Source organism: Mucilaginibacter sp. 22184, from assembly GCF_052045695.1.
Lineage (GTDB): Bacteria > Bacteroidota > Bacteroidia > Sphingobacteriales > Sphingobacteriaceae > Mucilaginibacter.
The window spans coordinates 1021999-1043271 of record NZ_JBQEPI010000001.1 but is presented as its reverse complement, the minus strand read 5'-3'; the positions used below and the strand labels follow the sequence as shown (position 1 = coordinate 1043271).

Annotated in this window: 19 protein-coding genes; 11 read left to right on the top strand and 8 right to left on the bottom strand. The window is 45.1% G+C overall.

Annotated elements, in window-relative coordinates:
• Positions 1-149: 149 nt before the first annotated feature.
• Positions 150-725: a thiamine diphosphokinase gene (locus ACTJKG_RS04475; RefSeq protein WP_440738468.1), complete on the bottom strand. Its 576-nt coding sequence runs from the start codon at positions 723-725 to the stop codon at positions 150-152.
• Positions 726-1215: 490 nt separating this feature from the next.
• Between ACTJKG_RS04475 and ACTJKG_RS04470 the strand changes: the two genes are divergently transcribed.
• A complete protein-coding gene (locus tag ACTJKG_RS04470; protein ID WP_440738467.1) occupies positions 1216-1623 on the top strand; it encodes a hypothetical protein in 408 nt (135 codons plus the stop codon).
• Between the two features lie 58 nt (positions 1624-1681).
• Here the strand turns inward: ACTJKG_RS04470 and ACTJKG_RS04465 are convergent, their stop codons facing one another.
• A complete protein-coding gene (locus ACTJKG_RS04465) occupies positions 1682-2305 on the bottom strand; it encodes a thiamine phosphate synthase (protein ID WP_440738466.1) in 624 nt (207 codons plus the stop codon).
• Between the two features lie 85 nt (positions 2306-2390).
• Positions 2391-4064 (bottom strand): alkaline phosphatase PafA, encoded by a 1674-nt coding sequence (gene pafA, locus ACTJKG_RS04460; protein ID WP_440738465.1) that lies wholly within the window; start codon positions 4062-4064, stop codon positions 2391-2393.
• A gap of 93 nt (positions 4065-4157) precedes the next feature.
• On the opposite strand from pafA, the gene ACTJKG_RS04455 reads away from it, so the two are divergent.
• The gene (locus tag ACTJKG_RS04455) at positions 4158-4298 is read left to right on the top strand and encodes a hypothetical protein (protein ID WP_172334045.1); all 141 of its coding nucleotides are present in this window, start codon (positions 4158-4160) and stop codon (positions 4296-4298) included.
• Positions 4299-4356: 58 nt separating this feature from the next.
• Here ACTJKG_RS04455 and ACTJKG_RS04450 read toward each other — a convergent pair whose 3' ends face one another.
• From ACTJKG_RS04450 to ACTJKG_RS04435, 4 genes are all read right to left on the bottom strand, one after another.
• Positions 4357-4638 (bottom strand): hypothetical protein, encoded by a 282-nt coding sequence (locus ACTJKG_RS04450; RefSeq protein ID WP_172334046.1) that lies wholly within the window; start codon positions 4636-4638, stop codon positions 4357-4359.
• A 476-nt stretch (positions 4639-5114) separates the two neighbouring features.
• Positions 5115-6200, bottom strand: a complete 1086-nt coding sequence (locus tag ACTJKG_RS04445; RefSeq protein ID WP_172334047.1) for an acyl-CoA dehydrogenase — start codon at positions 6198-6200, stop codon at positions 5115-5117.
• Between the two features lie 65 nt (positions 6201-6265).
• Positions 6266-6868: a nicotinamide riboside transporter PnuC gene (gene pnuC / locus ACTJKG_RS04440; protein ID WP_440738464.1), complete on the bottom strand. Its 603-nt coding sequence runs from the start codon at positions 6866-6868 to the stop codon at positions 6266-6268.
• Positions 6869-7073: 205 nt separating this feature from the next.
• Entirely contained in the window at positions 7074-9527 is a 2454-nt protein-coding gene (locus ACTJKG_RS04435) for a TonB-dependent receptor (protein ID WP_440738463.1), read from the bottom strand.
• Between the two features lie 406 nt (positions 9528-9933).
• On the opposite strand from ACTJKG_RS04435, the gene aspS reads away from it, so the two are divergent.
• From aspS to ACTJKG_RS04390, 9 genes are all read left to right on the top strand, one after another.
• Positions 9934-11679, top strand: coding sequence for an aspartate--tRNA ligase (gene aspS, locus ACTJKG_RS04430; protein ID WP_172334049.1), 1746 nt, complete (start codon positions 9934-9936; stop codon positions 11677-11679).
• Positions 11680-11903: 224 nt separating this feature from the next.
• Positions 11904-13400: a hypothetical protein gene (locus ACTJKG_RS04425; protein WP_172334050.1), complete on the top strand. Its 1497-nt coding sequence runs from the start codon at positions 11904-11906 to the stop codon at positions 13398-13400.
• Complete coding sequence (locus ACTJKG_RS04420; protein ID WP_440738462.1) at positions 13400-13951, top strand: hypothetical protein; 552 nt, start codon at positions 13400-13402, stop codon at positions 13949-13951. The genes ACTJKG_RS04425 and ACTJKG_RS04420 overlap by 1 nt, the downstream gene beginning before the upstream one ends.
• 147 nt (positions 13952-14098) lie before the next feature.
• Positions 14099-14566, top strand: coding sequence for an FKBP-type peptidyl-prolyl cis-trans isomerase (locus tag ACTJKG_RS04415; RefSeq protein ID WP_172334052.1), 468 nt, complete (start codon positions 14099-14101; stop codon positions 14564-14566).
• Positions 14567-14717: 151 nt separating this feature from the next.
• On the top strand, positions 14718-15197 hold the full coding sequence (locus tag ACTJKG_RS04410) for an FKBP-type peptidyl-prolyl cis-trans isomerase (RefSeq protein ID WP_172334053.1): 480 nt from the start codon (positions 14718-14720) through the stop codon (positions 15195-15197).
• Positions 15198-15284: 87 nt separating this feature from the next.
• Positions 15285-16589: an amidohydrolase gene (locus tag ACTJKG_RS04405; protein WP_440738461.1), complete on the top strand. Its 1305-nt coding sequence runs from the start codon at positions 15285-15287 to the stop codon at positions 16587-16589.
• Between the two features lie 27 nt (positions 16590-16616).
• The gene (locus tag ACTJKG_RS04400) at positions 16617-17129 is read left to right on the top strand and encodes a nuclear transport factor 2 family protein (RefSeq protein ID WP_172334055.1); all 513 of its coding nucleotides are present in this window, start codon (positions 16617-16619) and stop codon (positions 17127-17129) included.
• Positions 17130-17154: 25 nt separating this feature from the next.
• A complete protein-coding gene (locus ACTJKG_RS04395; protein WP_172334056.1) occupies positions 17155-17820 on the top strand; it encodes a hypothetical protein in 666 nt (221 codons plus the stop codon).
• A 14-nt stretch (positions 17821-17834) separates the two neighbouring features.
• Entirely contained in the window at positions 17835-18149 is a 315-nt protein-coding gene (locus ACTJKG_RS04390) for a low molecular weight protein tyrosine phosphatase family protein (RefSeq protein WP_440738460.1), read from the top strand.
• Between the two features lie 102 nt (positions 18150-18251).
• On the opposite strand, the gene ACTJKG_RS04385 is transcribed toward ACTJKG_RS04390, so the two are convergent.
• The gene (locus tag ACTJKG_RS04385) at positions 18252-21146 is read right to left on the bottom strand and encodes a DEAD/DEAH box helicase (RefSeq protein ID WP_172334058.1); all 2895 of its coding nucleotides are present in this window, start codon (positions 21144-21146) and stop codon (positions 18252-18254) included.
• Positions 21147-21273: the final 127 nt, after the last annotated feature.

Sequence of the window (21273 nt, the reverse complement as noted above, 5' to 3'; positions counted from 1 at the left end):
TAACTAACCAACCCGGTATTCTTTGCTGGTATAGGTATATAGACTAATAAATGATTAAACGGTTTAACGCGTATTTAATTATATTTAACAAAAAGTACACCAATATAGTAGTTTGCTGTAAAAACAGCTCAATTATACACTTTTCTGACCTAATCCAGCCCTTCTGCAAGCCATAAAAAGGGCTGTTCAAAGCTCAGGGTAAAAAAACCATCTTCTACAGTTCTGAAACTATCCGGTCCGGTTTGTTCCAGGCCCGTATAGTTTAGCGCTTTTGTACTGTTTAGCACCCTTATTTCCTCGCCTGCCGGTTTCCACTTGCTAAAACCGGAACTCACAGTATAAATTTTTTGATCTCCCTGAAATATCACCAGGTCAATTTTGCCGGTATAGTTTTGCATTTCATCCAATACCGGTTCATCCATTATTACGTTTACAGCAGGGTAATGGTTGGCTATCAGGTAATTTAATGCCGTTGTTGCCAATGTATTATCGCCCGGAACCATCAGTTTAACATCCGATTGTACCAATCCCTCATCCCGGTTATTGCTGATCACCCAGTCAACCTTGATGCCCAGCATGTTTAGCTTTTCGGCGGTATCGGGTGTGGTTATCACCGTTGGGCTCCATTCCAGCAACTGGCCAAGTAACTCTTCCGGAAAATGAGCAAGCCCCAGCACCAATAATGCCGGCTCCTGCTTTTCCCTTACAATATGGTGAGAAGACATCGATTAAAAGTAGATAGAATAAATGAATATTTAATGAATGTGTTTAAACAACTATGTAACAATAACGATCAGATCAAATATGGCCGTTAAAACTTTTTAAACCTTAAATTTTAACAAATTTTTGATCAAAAACAGGATAAAAACGCTCGACTTTTGCTCATTTTATCTACCCTTAATGCCATTTTAACACTTTTTAATAAATTTTGGTCTATTTTAAAAGGTTTAAAAAGTATCAATTTATTGACTATCAGATAGCGACATACCAAACGGCTGGTTTGTATTCTCTTTTATCCTTTAACCAAACAGCCCGGCTCTCTTTGAAAAGAAAGCCGGGCCGTGATTTATATAAAGGTACGAATTTAAGTCCGAAGTTTTAAGTCTTTAGTCATTCGTTTTTTCTGCCTATTCCGCTGCCGCGGGCTTTCAGCCCGTGGTGTTCAGAAGCTGGGGTTACCTTTTGTGAATAAGCGTATCAATCAAAAACCATTATATGAGAAAACTTGCTCTCCTGTTTGTTGTGCTGATGTGTACAGGTTGTGAGTATTTTGACTCCCGGCTTCGTGTGGTTAATGAATCCCCCTTAACTGTCTCTGTTTATGATATAAATGACACCAACAGTGTAACTCAAAACAACATTGAATATTATCAATCTAATGTAATTCACCCAAAAGATACGGCAGCTTTAACCAAACCCGGCAAAAACGAATGGACTAATTATATTGAAGGGGCCCCGGAGAAACGACTATACCTATACTTTTTCGATATTGATACCTTAAACCGGTATCAGCATAAAGCAGATATGAATTATCTGATCGAGAGCAAAAAATATCTAAAACGAGTAGATTTTACCCTTGATCAATTAAACCAAATGAATTGGGAAATTCATTACAAGAACTAAAGCTGGAAGCTTTAACCATGCTACCCAGACTTAAGACTTCCAACTCAGAACTTCAGACTTAATAAACTTTCCTATAAAACTCTTTTAATGCCGCCCCGGGATTGAGTGAAAGGTTAACGGCCTCTGATACGGCGATGCCATAAATAGCTGTTTGCAACAGATGCTCCACATCGGCTAATTGTATGCCGCCTACGGCTATCACCGGGATAGCGACGGGCAATTTTTCCAGCTGGCGATAGCCTTCAAAACCCAGCAGCGGGTAATCGTTATGTTTGGTATGGGTATGCGCGAAGGGGCCGTAGCCGCAATAGTCGGCAACGCCCAGGTTTTGTATTTTTAGCAGTGCATCGGGATTAGGGGCCGATGCGCCTAATGTTTTTTCATCTGTTATTACCGCGCGTATGGCTGCCAGATCGGCCAGGGGATCTTCGATGTGTACACCCTGGGCATCTACCTTATCCAATAAATGATAATGATTAGTAATAATGAGCGTTGAGCCCCAGTCATCGCAGATAACGGCTATTTCGTTCAGCTCGTCAATCAGTTCATCTTCGGGTTTGCTCATGCAGCGGTATTGTACCCAGTTGGCCCCGGCTTCGCAGGCTATCTGTACCTGCTGTACATGGCTGCGCCCGGGCAGATCCTGCGTAAGGTAGTGTAATTTGGAGATGTACTTTTTCATAGTCTTTTGTCCGAAAGTCAGTAAAGCCCGGAAGAAACTCAGTAAAGATAACTGTTTTAAAACTTCCGGACTTTCCCAACTAATGCTACAATTTCTCCTGTGTCAGCGCTTCGCTGATGGTTTTGCCGATATTGCCGTTTGGCGCCTGTATGTGTAATAACGATGCTACCGTTGGCGCAATGTCCGTCATGTGTGTTTGGCGGGTAAGGCTGCCATGTTTAATGCCCCAGCCCATAAATACCAGGGGTATGTGGGTGTCATAAGGGTTCCAGGAGCCATGTGTAGTACCCGTACTGCCGTGCCCCGTAAAATATCCAGGTTTCAGGATAATCTGGATTACGCCGCTATGCTCCACGTTATAGCCGTTAATGATGCGCGTACGCAGATCTTCGGGGATATTGGCCGTTTGCGCTTTTTGCATATCTACCGCAAAGGCAATGGCAGGTTGCGCCTGCAGGTAATCTACGCAGATCTGTTTCAGGGCATCAATATTCAAGCCTTCTTTTTTGATGATGCCGTTGTTAAACGTTACCTGGTAATTGGCCATGCTGCGGATCAGGTTTTTCACCTTAAATTTATCTTCCATCAATTTCTCCATATCCACAACGGCTTTATAATCGTCCCAGTAACCGGCAGGTATATTATGATCAATTAAATACCTGGGGTTATGCGCCGCGCCATGATCGGCAGTTAAAAAAACCGAGTAGTTGCCCTTGCCCACGGTGGCATCCAGATAGCTAAAGAACGCGGCCAGATCTTTATCCAGCCTCAAATAAGTATCCTCGGCCTCAACCGAATTTGGCCCAAACTGGTGACCCACATAATCTGTAGATGATAAGCTCACGGCTAAAAAGTCGGTCACTACGTTTTTGCCCAATTGCTCCCCTTCCACCGCGGCGCGGGCCAGGTCGAGCGTCATGGTATTTCCAAACGGGGTAGATCGGATCATACCCACTTTACCTTTATATAACTCCGATGTTTTAATGGGGAGGGTTGGCGCTTCGGTTCCACCAAATTTACCTTCATAACGCGGACTGTTATCAGGGGCGCTTTGTACATAAGTATTGATCGGGTACAGCGCGTTCCAATCCTGTTTCAGGTATTTTTCGGCTATTTTCTGATCGTTGAATTTTTTAACCCATGTTGGCAGATCGTTCATGTAATAGGTACTGCTGATCCAGCTGCCGCTTTCATCATCAAACCAATAAGCGGCATTAGCGGTGTGACCAGCGGGCAGGATACCTCCCCTGTCTTTCAGTGCAATACCGATAACTTTAGAGCGGAAGTTGGTAGCCAGCCTCAACTCGTCGGTAACGGTGGTTACCAGCAAATTACGCGGCGACATTTGGCCGGCTTTTGATGTGCTGCCTACAGCCACTACCGTGCTATCATCTGTACAGTACATAGATTTGCCGGTGGCCTGTATAATAAAATCATTACCAGCAATGCCATGCAGGGCAGGTACCGAACCGGTGTAGATACAGGTATGCCCGGCAGCGGTTACGGTTGGTATATAGTCTATATTGGTGTTTTCGCAAGTAAATCCTTCGTTCAGTAAACGCTTAAAACCTCCGGCCTGGTAACGGTCATAATACCGGTACAGGTAATCCCAGCGCATTTGATCAACCACCAGGCCAACCACCAGTTTGGGTTGAGGCAGTGAAGTAGCAGCCGGTGCCGTACCGATTTTCTTTTTTTGTGCCGATACCGAAACAGCGGCCACACACAGGGGAACAAGGAGTAGATGTTTAAGCTTCATTTTTTTAGTATTTGGAGAAACCCAAATATCAACAATGCTTTTAAAATGCGGTATAGTTTTTTGTTAAATATAACTTTTAGTTATGTAAAATTGATGAAGCACAAAGGAGTGATACTTTGCGCTATGCCTTCGCTTAAACCGACAGGGGCGTTGCCTTTGGCCCGCGCTATCCGCTCATACTGCACCGGCATTAGGCACTGGCCGGTATCCACTGCTATCGCTAACGCAGTTTAATTATTGAATTACTGATTTTTTGAATTATTGATTAAACCCAGGCTTTGATAAAGTTGCTCTATTTCATGCAAAAATAGAGCGTAATAACCAATAGTATCTGGAACCCAACAGTCGCCGAAAGCCGTTGTATACCCATCACTTTGGATGGGCCAAATAAATAGGCCACCTGTGATAAAAAATATATAATCAGCGTCAGGCCTCCAACTATCAACAGATTTGGGCCCTCCGGATCGTGAAAAAAAACGAACAGCAGTCTGGAACAAATGATAGCCGTTACCGCCAATATCATTAACGAAGCCTTTTTCGACTGAAAATACAGATCTACGGTATTGTTATTCATGGCATTAAGATTAACTGATTAACAAATGTAATCATTTCATGGGATGTTATTTTTTGTCATCCTAAGGTACGAAGGATCTATTATTGAACTATGCTCTCGCCAATGTTGGTGTTGTCACCAACATTCTACTGCTTGGTCGCGATGATAACAAATTGTTGGTGACAACACCAACAACGGCGCGAGGACTCTTCAATTGTTGACGCACGCGTGTCGCGTGCGCATCCGGACGCAGAACCATGATTAAGGCTATTTATGAAGCACACGCAGCATGCATGCGCCAGCGAAGGGCTATGCGGGCTTGAATGATCTTATTTCATAAACCCCTTCCTCCCCTTCCCCGAGGAAGGAATCGCACAGGACCCTGGCTTTTGCGAGGTGTCATCCTGAGGTACGAAGGATCTATTGTTGAACTATGCTGCCAGCAGAATAGATGCTTCACTTCGTTCAGCATGACAAACTCTTGTTTTAAATACGCACTACTCCTCAAACACCAGTAACGAATGCTGACTGGCCGTATGCAGATCGCGCCATACCTGGTTGAGTTCGGTTTCGGGATTGGCGGCTTGCAGCCCGCAATAAGGAAATAGTTCATCCACGCATTCGCGGGCGGTACGGGCCAGTTTGCGGCTGCTTTGGCCAATTTCCTGTAATTGCGTGGCTTTACCCATGAGGGCGCCCTGCCAGGAGGCATCAACGGTGCTGTAAAACTCCAGGCGTGCGGCGTTTAATCTGCCGGTCAGTTTTTCATGGAGTTGTTTGATGACCGCCCGTCTGTTGGTGGTGAGGTATTTATTTTCGGGTTTTTCATCAAAAATAGTGGCGCACAGATCGGTAAAATGAACCGCCATGCCCGATATATTGGCCGCCAGCGTGGCCTCGGCCAGTTGCATAAAAGGGTATTGGTATAAAGGCGCGGCAATTACTGCACTATCCGGATCAATTTTAAAACATCGGTTGCCTGCCACAAAAAGATCACGCACCTCATAGGCATCGCTGCCCGTACCCATCATGCCCATAAACTTCCAGGCCGATATCAGGGTTACGTCTTTACGGTCGAAAATAAAGGGTAAAATCATCGGCGAGCCATCATCATTCAACACTGGTTCATCTCCTTTTTTGATGACGCAATTAGCCGTTAAATGCGTGGCGTGATGTACTCCGCTGGCGTATTTCCAACGCCCACTGATGAGGTAGCCACCATCGGTTATGGTTGCCGTACCCGTTGCGGCTCCGCTGCCAGCCAGGCATAGTTGAGGATCGGCAAAAATACGCGGAGCAACAGCCGGCGATAAAAAGCCGCCAAACCAGCCTGCCCCGGCACAAAGCGTAACCACCCAGCCCAGGCTGCCATTGGCCCAGGCCAGGCTTTCTTCCAGTCGCACCATATCGGGTAACGACAATTGCAAACCACCGTATGCCCCTGGCACCAGGAATTTGAACCAGCCCTGCTCATGCACCAGCGCTAACTGTTCGGGCTGCAGCATCCCCGCCTTTTCGGCCGCGGGTACTGCTGCTCGTATGATATTTACCCATTCGGGTTTGAGGTGGGTTGAGGGATGCATTTGAATAGTGAGTAGTGAAAAACTTTGGTTGCTTGGCCTTTATTTTGAGTTTTACTTCAAACTCACTACTCATCACTCACCACTTTCCGCTTCCAGTCAAAATAACCAAAACAGGCTACGATGAATAAAAATATAGTGAGCACGGCAAACATGGGCAGTTTTTTATAAAACAACAACGGTACGGCAAACAGGTTAGATATGTTTAAAAATATCCAGTTCTCCACTTTCCTGCGGGCCAGCAGCCACATGCCCGCCCAGGCAGTTGAGGATACAAAAGCATCCCATAAGGGCACGTTTGAGGGTGTAAAATATTTGAGCAAAAAGTACAGCACTGCCCAGCCACCAAAGGAGATGGTGAGGCTGATGATCCACTCTGTTTGGGTTGACCAGGTAATTTTTACCGGCGGCTGATCCCGCTTTTTTATCCAGTATATCCAGCCGTAAATACTCATCACAATATAATACACGTTGAGAAGCGATTCGGCGAACAGCTGCGCCTCCATCAACAACAGGATAGATAAAGCCGTGCCCAGTATCCCCGCAGGGTAAAGCCAGATGTTGTTCACCCGCGCCAGCAGCACCTCGGCAACACCCAAAGCCACGGCCAGCCATTGCACCCAGGTGGTTTCTTTGATCTGCTCTATGAATAAATGAAGAAGACTTTGCATGCAATTCGTTTAACATATTTTTTTAATCCCCTCTTGAGAGGGGGCGCGTAAGGCTTAGCGTTGGCCGGGGTGTGTTCTTACGCGTTTTGTTCGCCTCCATAAACACACCCTTCCCCCCTCTCAAGAGGGGATTCGCACATGGCCATCCTCACTTTTATTTCTTCCCATTCGTGAAATTCGTAACAATCCGTGCAATTAGCGTTCCTTAAAAACTCAAACTTACCGAGGCCATAAAATTGCGTGGCGCCTGCGGGAAAAAGTAGTTATAGTTCAGGATATTATTTCCTTTCACATCGGCATAGGTAGCACCGTTAGCTTCATACTTTTCGCTGAAGATGTTGTTCACCTGCAAGCCCAATCCAATGTTTTTTATACCCTTTACTTTAAAGTTATACCTTATCCGCACATCGTTCACAAAATAACTGTTTAATAAGCGGTTGGCGGCATATGGGTTACCAGCATTTTCGGGGGTTATGGTATAGCCCTGCGGGTTTTGGTTGGAAGTGTTATCAATATACTGTCGGCTTACATATTTGCTGATGAAAGAAATCTCGCCGCCTTTTACCGGGCTATAACTGATGACACTTGAACCCGTTAACGATGGTGAGAAAGCGATATCCGTTTTTTTCAGGGTTTCGCCTACCAGAGGACCCTCATCTTCATCGGCAAAAAACTGCTGGTAGTTTTTGATCTTGTTGGTGCTCCAGGTAGCGGTTAGCGCCCAATACAACTGGCTGGCAATTTTCACCTTGCCATCAAATTCCAAACCGGCGCGGTAGCTGTCTTTTACGTTGGTACGTATCGGGCTGCCTACATCATTCAAAGCGCCCGTTAACACCAGCTGATTTTTGTACAGCATATAAAAGCCGTTGATGCCCCCCGTAAATACCGGGCCGCTAATACGGTAACCCGCTTCAAAATCTTTCAGATTTTCGGACTTTGGCCGGTTCTGCGGCGGCGAATCTACATAGTCATCCCGGTTGGGCTCATGGTTACCTACCGCGAAGGAGGCATACACATTACTATGCTCGTTAAACTGATAGGTGATACCCGCTTTAGGGTTAAAAAAGTTGAGCTCGGCGGTTTGCTGCGCGTTGTTCAGGTTTTTATCTATCCCATAAAAGGAGTAATAAATATGGCGGTACTGCATATCGGCATACAGCAATACTTTATCCAGATGCCACTCGGCACGGGCAAATATGTTAAAATCGTTCTTTTTGGCGTTGTCGCGGTAGTACTCATAATCGGCAGGTAAACCAATATCAGTGGCGGTAGAGATCACATCGCCGTAATGCGCCCCCTTGTATTGATTATAAGCACCGCCCAGGGTCATGTTCAGGTTGCTTTGGGGCTGATATTTGAGCGCATAGGTTACACCATAAAAATCATTATTGAGCCAAAGCCTGCGCACCAGGTCGGTAGCGCTGATGGTGTTGCCACCAACCACAACGGGGTTTATGCCATAGTTTTTGAGGGAATCGGCATTGCGGTATTCTTCATAATAGCCTTTGCCTTTGGTGTAATGCAGGGCCCCGCTAAAGGATAGCTGGCTGGATATTTTTTTATCGTACAGTAACTGGTAATGGTTTTGGGTATAATGATCTACCTGGTTTTTATAGAATGCCCCGTTCGACATCAGTCCCAATTCATTGTAAGTACGGTTATCTGAGCGGGTATCGTCACCTATCACATAGTCGGCAATACCGTTCCAGGCCTGGTAGGTGGTTTCATAACCCGAAAATACATTGGCCCTTAAAGTGCTGTTTTTACCATACCAGGCGCCGCTCACAAAAAATGATTTGAGGTTGGATGATGCCCTGTCGATATACCCGTCGGAATGGATACGTGACACACGACCGTCCAGACTAAAATGCCCGCCCAATAAGCCTGTACCCGCGCTCACCGTGGTTTTGATAGATCCGTATGAACCTGCCGAAGCATTGATATCGGCATAAGCGGTATCGCGGCGGGTGGTGGTTTGTATGTTGATGCTACCACCAAAAGCACCCGCGCCATTGGTTGAAGTACCCACCCCGCGCTGTACCTGGATGTTATCGACAGAGGACGTAATATCCGGCAGATCGACAAAGTACGAACCCTGGCTCTCCGAATCGTTATAAGGGATACCGTTAATAGTGACGTTGATCCGGGTGGCATCTGATCCGCGGATGCGGATACCCGTGTAGCCTATCCCCGCCCCGGCATCAGAAGTAACCACTACCGATGGCGTTTGGTTGAGCATATACGGCAAGTCCTGCCCGAAGTTATTTTTGGCCAGGTCTTTTTTGCTCAAATTGGTATAAGCCGTTGGTGAATTTTTAATGGCCCGGGTAGCGCTTACCGTTACCTCCTCGGCGGTAAGTGTGCCGTTGGTCAGACTGATGTTGACAACCTCATTTTTATTTAGGCTGATGTTTTTACTAACAGCCTGATAACCGATGTAGCTGGCCTTAAGCACATAAGTGCCGGCTTTAAGATCGGTAAAGCTGAATTTCCCGGTGGCATCGGCAACGGTGCTCAATGCCGGGTTGTTAATAGTGATGGTAGCGCCGGGCAAAACCTCGCCTGCTGTGTTGGTGATCTTTCCGCTGATGGAAAGCTGGGCCGATGCCACAACAGGCAGCAGCAAAGCAGCGATAGCCGCAAACAAATTTTTCAAAATAACGAATACAAAATGTAGTTAAACCATCTGCCTATCAGGGTAAATACGCGGTACACTTAACTTATTACCTATCCCTACGCCGGCATTATCCGGATCAGGTGCATGTTTCTGAAATCTTAAGTTCTAAGTATGGAGTCTTAAATCGCTTAAGAGTTTTTTACTTTTGAATTTTGACTTCCAAAACAATGGGTTTGATCTCAGCCTGTCTTTCAGTTTGATTGCTCAAAGCAAGGCACCCCCTTGAGAAAATTATGAGGCAAAGATAGTTTTTTAGTCCGAAAGTGGAAAAAGCCTCCAAATGAACAGCCTTAAATTACTTCCGGCATAAAACCTTTCACCTTTTGCCTTTCTCCTTTCACCTCAAAAGTTTACTTTTGCAGACTTTTATAAAACTATTGCTATTATGCTTAGAACTCATACCTGTGGCGAATTAACTATCAGCAACTTAGGCCAAACAGTAACCCTGTGCGGATGGGTACAAAAATCACGCGATTTGGGCGGTACCACATTTATTGATGTGCGCGACCGTTATGGTTTAACTCAATTGGTGATCAATACCGATACCGATGCTGCCGTACGTGAAATTGGCCGCGGTCTTGGCCGCGAGTTTGTGATCAAAGTTACCGGTAAAGTTCTGGAGCGTACCAGCAAAAACAACAAAATACCAACCGGCGAAATCGAAATTGCCGTTGAAAGCATCGAAATACTAAACGCCGCCAAACTACCTCCGTTTTTAATTGAGGATGAAACCGATGGCGGCGAAGAGCTACGTGCCAAATACCGTTACCTGGATCTGCGCCGCACGCCTATCCGCAACAACCTGGTGCTGCGCCATAAAATGGCCCAGGAGATCCGCAAGTATTTGGATAAGCTGGATTTTATTGAGATAGAAACCCCTGTGCTGATCAAATCAACACCCGAAGGCGCACGCGATTTTGTGGTGCCAAGCCGCATGAACCCGGGCGAGTTTTACGCCCTGCCACAATCGCCGCAAACCTTTAAGCAATTACTGATGGTAAGCGGTTTCGATCGTTATTTCCAGATCGTGAAATGTTTCCGCGATGAGGACCTGCGTGCCGACCGTCAACCGGAATTTACGCAGATAGATTGCGAGCTTTCATTCATTACCCAGGAAGATATATTAAACATTTTTGAGGGCTTAACCCGCCACCTGTTCACCACCGTAAAAGGTATCGACCTGGGCGATTTCCCCCGTATGCAATATGCTGATGCCATGCGTTTGTATGGATCAGACAAACCCGACATCCGTTTCGGGATGGAGTTTGTGGAGCTGAACGACATTGTAAAAGGTAAAGGCTTTGGCATTTTTGATAATGCCGAACTGGTAGTAGGCATCAACGCCAAAGGTTGCGCCAGCTATACCCGCAAACAAATTGACGAGCTGACCGAATGGTTAAAACGCCCGCAAATTGGCGTTACCGGTATGATATATTGCCGTTACAACGAGGATGGCACCCTGAAGTCATCGGTTGATAAATTTTATAGCGAGGATGAATTGACCAACTGGGCAGCCGCATTCAACGCCGAAAAGGGCGATTTGATGCTGATACTGGCAGGCCAAACCGATAAAGTACGCAAGCAACTGAACGAGCTTCGCCTGGAGATGGGCAGCCGTTTGGGCCTGCGCGATAAAAACAAATTCGCGCCGCTTTGGGTATTGGACTTCCCTCTTTTGGAGTGGGACGAAGAAACCAGCCGCTACCATGCGATGCACCATCCGTTCACTTCACCAAAACCAGAGGATATTGCCCTGCTGGATACCGATCCAGGAGCCGTGCGCGCCAACGCGTATGACCTGGTGATGAACGGTACTGAAGTTGGCGGTGGTTCTATCCGGATCCACGACCGCGCCATGCAGTCGCTCATGTTTAAACACCTTGGTTTTTCGCCCGAAGAAGCACAAAAACAATTTGGCTTTTTGATGGATGCCTTTGAATATGGCGCACCTCCGCATGGTGGCTTAGCGCTGGGATTTGACCGCCTGGTATCTATTTTCGCCGGCTTGGATTCTATCCGCGACGTGATCGCTTTCCCGAAAAACAACTCAGGCCGCGACGTAATGATCGATTCGCCATCCACCATCGCCGATACGCAGATGACCGAGTTAAAAATCAAAACAACGGTTTAAGCAAAACCGATAAAATAATAATAGAAGCTCTCTTCAAATTCCGCACTTTAGCTGATATTTGAAGGGAGCTTTTTTGATTACCAATACTTCTTGCTGGTAAGTCATCTGGCTTACCTTCTTCCTCAGTCAAGGTATGCCACGGTTCACAAATACCGTGTTTTCACCTATTGTGTTACTAAAATTGCAACAATATATTAGGTGTATCATTAGCGATACCTAAACCCATGCTCAAAAAACTATATTTCTTACTTGCCGCCACTTGTTTTATTGCCATTATTATTAACAGCTGTAAAAAAGACTCCAACACAGCACAGCAAGATAAAATTTCTGATCCGGTCATTGCTCAGGCTAAAAACTGGTACGAAAGCACTTACCCGGCAACCAACATCAAACTAAGCACACTCGCTACAGGTTCACATATTGATCTGAGCCAATTGATCAAGCCCGACTGGCAGCATAATGCCAGCTATACCCGTTTTAACCGGTCTGTATTGGAATTGCCGGTTGATGCCTCTTCGGTTAAAACAGCTATCACCTTAAGCAACTCACCAAGCGGAAATCCTGTTTATAAAAAGGAATACAGCCGCAGCTCATTTCTGACACTTAACAATGGCTCGGGCTATAAAGCTTATGTGATGACGGTAATTGCCGATTCATCATACCTGAAAGGCGACCTAACCAAACTTGATCATAACAAATACAATAAACACGATGCTGATTTTAGCGGAGCGGTCATATACTCCACGCCCAAAGGGGCATTTGTGAGTGGCTGGTTTTACAAAAACGGCAGTATCACTGGCAAAATTTCTTTCCCGAAGATAGGTGCCGGTCATTCGAGCACCGTATCAAAAGCGGCGGTTAACAGTCTGAAAACAAATATGCTGAATTGTGTAGACTGGTATCAGGCATATTATGTAAATGGCAATTTAGTGCTTGGCGAATATCTTGGCAGTACAGGTGATTGCAGTGAGGACACACCTGTTTTGCCCGGTAGCGGTGGCGGTAATACAGGTGGGAATGGTGATGGCAATACAGGTGGTGGCGGTGTTATCCCGCCTGGTGATCCCTGCGCGGGCCTGCATTCCGTTTCGCCAACCCAAGCGGTTAACAGTATCAAAGAAATTAATATTGTTAATCCCAATCCCCCGGATGGGTCGCCTAATCCTCCAGGCGACGGCGGTTTTCCACCTCCGGAACCTGATCCGCAGCCATCACCTTGTGTGGTTAGTATGCCGCCGCCGGGTAGTGATGATACTAATGACTCTGGCAATAGAGTAAGTACTGATTGTGGCTCCTTTAACTTTACAAAGACATCTATAGCAAATTGGCAGGAAGCAGGGGTACGTCAAATAAGACTTAAATGGGTGTGGCTTGATGGAAAGAGTATTGGCCAAACACGTACAGTTTATTTACCATCAGTAGTATTTGGGCTGCCCACTCAATATCAAAATACTGATGGCACGGTAACTACTCTTTCACCTGGTGCAGCAGCAGTGAAGGCTGCAAAAGCAACAGAAGCTGCCAAAATTCTTACATATGTTGAGTTCAGAAATAGCCCCTATGTCCCGTCCGATGCAGAAGTACTTCAATACTTCAAGGGAGCTTTAGCAACTGCTATGGCTGCTGAACGAGGAACAGCTGGGGCTACTGGAAGTGGTAGTAGCGCAATCGTTTTTAGAAATGAAGAAAGAAGCGATATTTTTCCTTATAGTTGTGATTAATGAAAACTATCATAAACTTATTTTTATTGTTAGTAATATCAAATTTATCATACTCGCAAGTGAAAAAAACAACATATTTTGAATTAAAAGATATTATTTTTAATGAGCGACTATTAACTTCATTTGTTAAAAGCAAGTTTATCCCCATTAAAAACACCAAGCGAGCCTTACTGGAAAATAATCACCCTTTAGGTTCTTATAATTTTAACAGAGTCATTAGGAGTGCGTTTACTTCATATAGCCTCATGAGTATTCCTGTAACAGGACTTTATGCTTATTTAAAAGACGACAATCAAGTTTGTTTGTATTTACTTATCCAGCTAACTGGCTACAAACAAGTTGACACCCTCATAGATCAAATAGGCTGGCCATGGAATATTACTAAAGAAGACTATGAGTTACGGGATTTTGAATCACTACTTTGGCAAAAGCAACAATTGGAGATTACTTTATCTAAGAATTTTAACTATGAAAATCCCCAAAGCGGGAATTTAATAAGGATCGCCAACATGCCTTTAATTGAACTTATAAATTCGGATTCCTGGGAGTAGATTATAAAATTTAAGTCGAATAAATAGGTGTGACCGAACTTAAGATCAAAACAACGGTTTAAGCAAACCGATAAAATAATAACCAAAAGCTCTCTTCAAATCCTGCATTTTAGCAGATATTTGGAGGGAGCTTTTTGATTAAAAACTATGAAAAAATACATTTTACTATTAAGCGCCTTCGCTTTGATTGTTCTGGCATCCTCATGCGGTGGTTCTATGTCGGCCCAGATGGCGCAGCAGGCTAAGATTGATGATTCCCTGATCCGGGTATATCTGAAGGCTAATCCGCAGATCAAGGCGGTGAAAGATCCCTCGGGCTTGTACTATCAGATCATCAAACCAGGTACGGGTGTTGCCCCTACAGAGAGTTCAACCGTTACTGTTAATTATACCTGCTCTCTTATGGGCGGACAACTGTACGATAAAGGCAGCAATTTTTCGAGCCCCTTATCGGGTCTGGTGAAAGCCTGGCAAATTGCGGTGCCGCATTTAAAACCGGGTGGTAACATGGTGCTGTACGTGCCATCGCACCTGGCTTACGGCGTAAACGGTGCCGGTCCCATCCCCGAAAACGCGGTTTTGACATTTGATATCGACCTTGTCAGCGTGCCATAAAAAGCCCTTGTATTATATCAAGCTGTATCTGAAAGCTGGATTTAGGCCTCAGCCATATCCTGACATTGTATTTTATTCATTACGATTTCGCTTTAATCAACGGTTAAATTTATATTAGATGCGCTCAAACTACTATTAACGACATATAAACATGAAAAGATATTTTTTACTCTTAGGCCTGGCCATCATCACCTTATCGTCCTGCTTAAAAACGGAGCAGCAGAAACCACCCGTTGTGGTTGACCCAGCGGTACAGGCAGCCACCGATGATGCGGCCATAAAAACGTACCTGGCTGCGCATACCGATATTACAGCTATTAAAGATACCTCGGGCATATACTATCAGATTGTAACGCCCGGAACCGGACCTAACCCCTCAGGCGGATCAACCGTTACCGTTAACTTTACCGGCAAACTGCTTAATGACAATCCTTTTGATTCGGAAAATAATGTTCAAACCAGCCTGACAACAGTTATTCCCGGCTGGACCATCGGCGTACCCTTTATTAAAGCCGGTGGCCGCATTATCCTGCTCATTCCATCCCGGTACGGTTATGGTCCTTATCCAAATGGCCCAATACCGGCCAACTCGGTATTAATCTTTACGATAGATCTCCTGAGCTTTAAATAAGCAACGGCAATTATTCATAAAAAAGGCAGCGTGTTAACATGCTGCCTTTTTGTTGTTTATACTTATATTTAGAGTAAATAATGCTGCATGAAAAAACTTTACACCTTATTACTATCCTTAACCAGCCTGCAAGCGCTTGCGCAAACAGATGTACCGGGCACAATAAACATCAAAGCCAATGCCTTACAAAACCAGATAATTGCCTGGCGACGTGACTTTCATGAACACCCGGAGCTGGGGAACCATGAGGTACGCACATCGGGTATTATTGCCAAACACCTCCAATCCTTAGGCATCCAGGTACAAACCGGCATTGCTACCACTGGCGTAGTGGGACTTTTAAAAGGAGACAAACCCGGGCCGGTTGTGGCTTTACGGGCCGATATGGATGGTTTACCGGTGATTGAACGTACACCTGTGCCCTTTGCATCTAAAGTAAAAACAACCTATAACGGGCAGGAAGTTGGTGTGATGCATGCCTGCGGTCACGATTCGCACATGGCTATATTGATGGCGGTGGCCCAGGTGCTTTCAACCATGAAAAATGAGCTGCATGGTACCGTGAAATTCATTTTTCAACCTGCGGAGGAGGGCGTTGAACCCGGCCAGAAAGGCGGTGCAGAAGAAATGGTGAAGGAAGGCGTGCTCGAAAACCCAAAGGTTGATGCCATATTTGGTTTGCACATCAATTCCCAAACCGAAGTAGGCAAGATCACCTATCGCCCTGGCGGCACCATGGCCGGTGTTAATGATATGCAGATCATCGTAACAGGCCGATCGGCACATGGTGCCTATCCATGGTCGAGCGTTGACCCGATAGTTGTTTCGGCCGAGATCATCAACAACCTGCAGACTATCGTAAGCCGTAATATTGATGTAACGCAAAATCCCGCCGTAGTAACCATAGGCGCCATCAAAGCTGGCAATCGCTCCAACATTATTCCCGAGCGGGTAGAGATGTTAGGTACCTTACGCTCTTTTACCATCGCTGATGAAAAACTGCTGATTGAAAGGGTTAAACAAATAGCCACCAAAACTGCCGAAGCTCAAGGTGCTACAGCCGAGGTAAAGATCCCATACAGCAACCATTACCCGGTTACTTTTAATGACCCTAAGCTAACGGAAAAAATGTTGCCGAGCCTGCAGCATACCGCCGGGGCCGAAAATGTGCTACTTCGCCCGCCTGTTACCGGGGCCGAGGATTTTAGCTTTTACCAGGAAAAGGTGCCCGGGCTTTTCTTCTTTTTAGGTGGAATGCCCAAAGGCCAGGATCCACTCAAGGCGCCATCACACCACACACCCGATTTTTTTATTGATGAAAGCGGGTTTACATTAGGAGTTAAAGCCCTTTGTAACTTAACTTTGGACTATATGAATAGCCATGGCAAATAGTACAGTTGATATTAAAGCTCCCGGAAAATGAAAAACATATTCACTATAGCATGTGCAGGTTTGCTCTTAACCTTTTCGATTGCGAACAAAAGCTATGCTGCAGGTATTAATAGCGTAGATACTGCAAAAACTATAAAAACATTAAAGCCCGAAGTTCTGGAAATTGTGAATACGGTACTCAAAGCTTCCTATACTTTTAATATCGAAAAGATATCTGATTTTTATACGCCAAATGCAGTAATAAGCGATGAGCAACAGCCTTTTTCATGGGCTGGCCCCCTGGCAGGTGTACAATGGATAAACTCGGTACAAAAGGCGGTAAAAGGGTTTAAAATAAAAGATTTTAAGGTTGAGGTTAAGCGCATTAAGGTTTTTCAACAAACCGAAGAAGTAGCCTACCTGGTAGTACCCGTTGAGTATACGGGCACCATTAACGGCGACCCATTTGATGAAGAGGGCGCCTTTTCATTTGTACTGCGGATTGTGGGCGATAAATGGCTCATCAAAAGCCAGGCCTGGGTACCCAAAAATGGTCTTTGATCTATAATACTTTAGCTCCATCTATATGCAACCTGAACTTATCACCTTTAAACACTTTAATGATCCGGCGTTGGCAGAAGATCTGACCGGGGTTCTGGAACAACATGGCATCCCTTATGAAGTAGAAGAGGGTAAATTTTCATTTGATCCGGCGTTTGTAAATAGTGAATTATCCAAGGATTACGCTGTAAAAATACGTGCGGTGGATTTTGAACTGGTAAACCGGCTGCTTAATGATAACGAACGCTCCAATATTGATCAGGCAGATCCTGATCATTACCTGTTTGGTTTCAGTAACGATGAGCTCATAGATGTTTTGGCCAAAGCCGACGAATGGAGCCCATTCGATTATCAGCTCGCCCGTAAGATACTAACCGAACGCGGGGTTGAAATTAATGATCAGGAACTATCTAACCTTCACAAAAGCAGGATAGAAGCGCTTAAGGAACCCGAAGCACCACAAACCACCTGGATTATCTTAGGATATATATTCGCTATTGCAGGTGGGCTATTAGGCATTTTTATTGGCTGGCACTTGTCATCCTTCAAAAAAACGCTTCCCGATGGCGAACGTGTATACGGCTATAGTGAAAACGATCGAAAACAAGGAAAACGAATATTTTACTTATCCATTGTCTTCTTTATCATTGGTATTATATTCAAATTTTCATCAGCACTTAGTGCAAACTGATATTAGATCAACCTTTGGCCAACCTTCTTTTCATCTGCAGTAAAAATCAATGGCGAAGCCCAACGGCCAAGCTTTTATTTAAAAACCACCCCGTGCACCAGGCATACTCAGCCGGAACCAGCGACAAAGCGCGTATCCGGGTAAACCAGAAAATGATTGACCGGGCAGATGTGATATTTGTGATGGAGCGCAAACATCAGCAACTGTTAAAACAGAGATTTGACGTGACTGGTAAAGCTTTACTGGTTCTGAATATTGAAGATAATTATCAGTTTAATGCCCCGGAGTTGGTGGCGATTTTGGAAGAGGCTTTGAGGGAGTATTTGTAGCACAACTTTAATCAAATAATAATTGCGTCATTGCGAGCGCAGCGTGGCAATGACGTGATGGGTTAGGCCATCTGCACATTTGAAATCCGAACATCTGATCCCCTACCCCAATATCTCCCGGATATCATCAGCGGTAAGCGATTTGATAAAACTTTCTTCGGTGGTGATGAGCGCGCGACTCAGGCTTAGTTTGCGCTGCTGCAAGGCCAGGATCTTTTCTTCCACGGTATCTTTAGTGATGAACTTGTAGATGAACACGTTTTTGGTTTGGCCGATGCGGTGCGTACGGTCAATAGCCTGTTGTTCTACAGCCGGGTTCCACCAGGGGTCGAGGATAAATACATAGTCGGCCTCGGTAAGGTTTAAACCTACCCCACCCGCTTTTATCGAGATCAGGAACACGCGTGTTTTTTGGTCTTCCTGGAATTGTTTTACCACATCGCCGCGGTTTTGGGTGCTGCCATCCAGGTATACGTAAGGAATCCCTTCGCGCTCAAAATGTTCGCGGTAAATGCTCAGCTGTTTTACAAACTGCGAAAATATGAGCACTTTATGGCCGCCATCCAATACGTTGGTTAAGGTATGTGTCACATTCTCAAACTTACCGCTATCGCCCTCATAATCATTATCGATCATGATAGGGTGATTGGCTATCTGCCTTAGTTTAATAAGACCCTGCAACACCTGTATCTGGGTTTTGGCGAAGGTGCCATCCTCCAGGCTTTTCAACAATTCGTTACGGTACTCTGATTTTACTTTTTCGTATACCGATGCCTGCTCTTCGCTCATCTGGCAATAGAAAAGGTTTTCGGTTTTTGGTGGCAGCTCGGTAGCTACCTGCTCCTTGGTACGGCGTAAAACAAAAGGTTTTATGAGCGCTTGTAGTTTGCGGGCTTTATCTTCGTCCTTTTTCTTTTCAATAGGCGTTACAAATTCATTCTGAAAAAACTGCTGACCACCCAGCAAGCCCGGATTGATGAACGACATTTGTGTCCACAGGTCATTCACAGAATTTTCCACAGGGGTTCCGCTCAATATCAGCTTAAAGCGCGATTTCAATTGCTTAACCGCCTGAAATGATTTAGATGACGGGTTTTTGATATTCTGGCTTTCGTCCAATATCACATAATCAAAAAAGTACTCTTTGAACATGCCAATATCAATCCGACTGATACCATAAGTAGTGATCACTACATCGTAATTGGCAAACACATCGGCCGAGCGATAACGCATGGTGCCGGTATGCACCATCAGTTTAAGCTGTGGCGCGAATTTTTTAGCCTCGTTAAGCCAGTTATAGATGAGCGAGGTGGGCATAATTACCAGCGAGGTAGCTTTGCTGCCCGCCGCCTCGGTGTCCTCTTTATGTTTTTGCAGCAGGGCCAGGGTTTGTATGGTTTTACCAAGCCCCATATCATCGGCCAGGCAGCCGCCAAAATGATAGTTCTTTAAAAAATGGAACCAGTTATACCCGGCCTTTTGATAAGGTCTTAAATTTCCTGCAAAATGCTCGGGCATAGCCTCCTCTTCCAGCTCTTCAAAGTCGGTTAGTTTTTGCAGCTTGCGAGTCATGGTCACATTAGCCATTTCACCTTCGGCCAGATCATTCACCAGGCCTATATGATGGCGGCGCAATTTCAAGTCGTTATTACCTTCCGAAAAATGGAGCAGGTTGCCATATTGCGAAAACCATTTTTCGGGGATCACTGCGATCTCGCCGGATGGCAGGGTAAATTCCTTTTTACGGTTAAGTATGTGGTTCCGGAGCTGGATGAATGGTATGCTGTAAGGCCCAAACCATACAATGGCATGAATATCAAACCAGTCGTTATTTTCTTTTACTTCCAGGTCAATTTTGCTGTTGCCAAACACATAACGTTTTTGGCCATCGGGTTGCTCCAGCTCAAAGCCCTGCTCAATCAACTCGTCGTGGTGCTGGTTAAGCCATTCAAACACCGAGAACGAATGATCGGCATCTTCATCGTGGTTATCCACCTCCAGGTTTTGGAACAGGCTCGATGCGGTTTTCAGCCCCATCTGCTCCAACTGCTGCATCTTGTTCTTTTCCCAGGTGATGGAACGTTTGATGCGGTGGAATATATAATCGTCGCCATTTTTCTCCATCCGTACCGATACGTGCCTGCCATCGCCGTAAGGGAAAATATAGCCGGCGTATTTAAAATACAATTGCAGCTGCGAAGTGCCTCCTTCAATATAAATAGGCTTCAGCGCGGCCTGCGCATCATATTTTTCGGTGTTGATGGTAAATCCTTCAGCATAAACATTATGCTTTTCAATCAGCGGAGCCACAAATTTCTCAAAGTATGATTGCTCTGACGACCGTGGAATGGCGATATATCGTTTATTCAGGAATGGCTGTAGCTTTTTACCTTCTATCTCTTTATCAAAATAATAAAGGGTATCGTCCAACAACATCCAGGCTGGGTGGTTACAAATGATCTCGGCATTTTTGAACATGAATTCAATACGCATGCCCTGGTATTTAATGGTGGGGAAATACCTGATCTCCTCCTCATTACGCCTGAAATGGAACAATACCGACGCGGCTTCGGTGGCTATCTGAAGCTTACGCTCGGCAGGGTATCCCTCTTTGCTCATCTGGTATACGGGTTTACTGCAGAGCAAAGCCAATGCTTCGGCCATACGCTTTTCCATTTTGGGGCGGATGGTATCAAAAAGCTGTTCGTTAAATATCTTGGAGAAAAATTCAAAAGGACGGATCGGCTTTTTATAGTACCGTTTAATCACGTTGCCCTGCTCCATCTCCTCCAATATCTTAATCAGCTTGATATCGGTATCGTCCAGGCAATGGATAAATTCCTTGGCTGTATTAGAAAATAAACGCTGATGGGTTAGTGAAAATTCGCCGTTGGGATTAAGCTGAACGATGTGTGGCTCAATAACGTACGACAAATACTCATGCCGGGCAATGGCATAAATGATCTGGCATGGTTTGGTACTGTCGACGCGTAACATTAACTTTTGATAAAAAATTAATAGAAGTTACATCAACAAAAAATTCAAACGTAATGAGAATTTACTTTATTTGAAAGTGTTTTCTGTTAAATAATTGTTAACACGGTCTATTATTTAATTAAAAGTT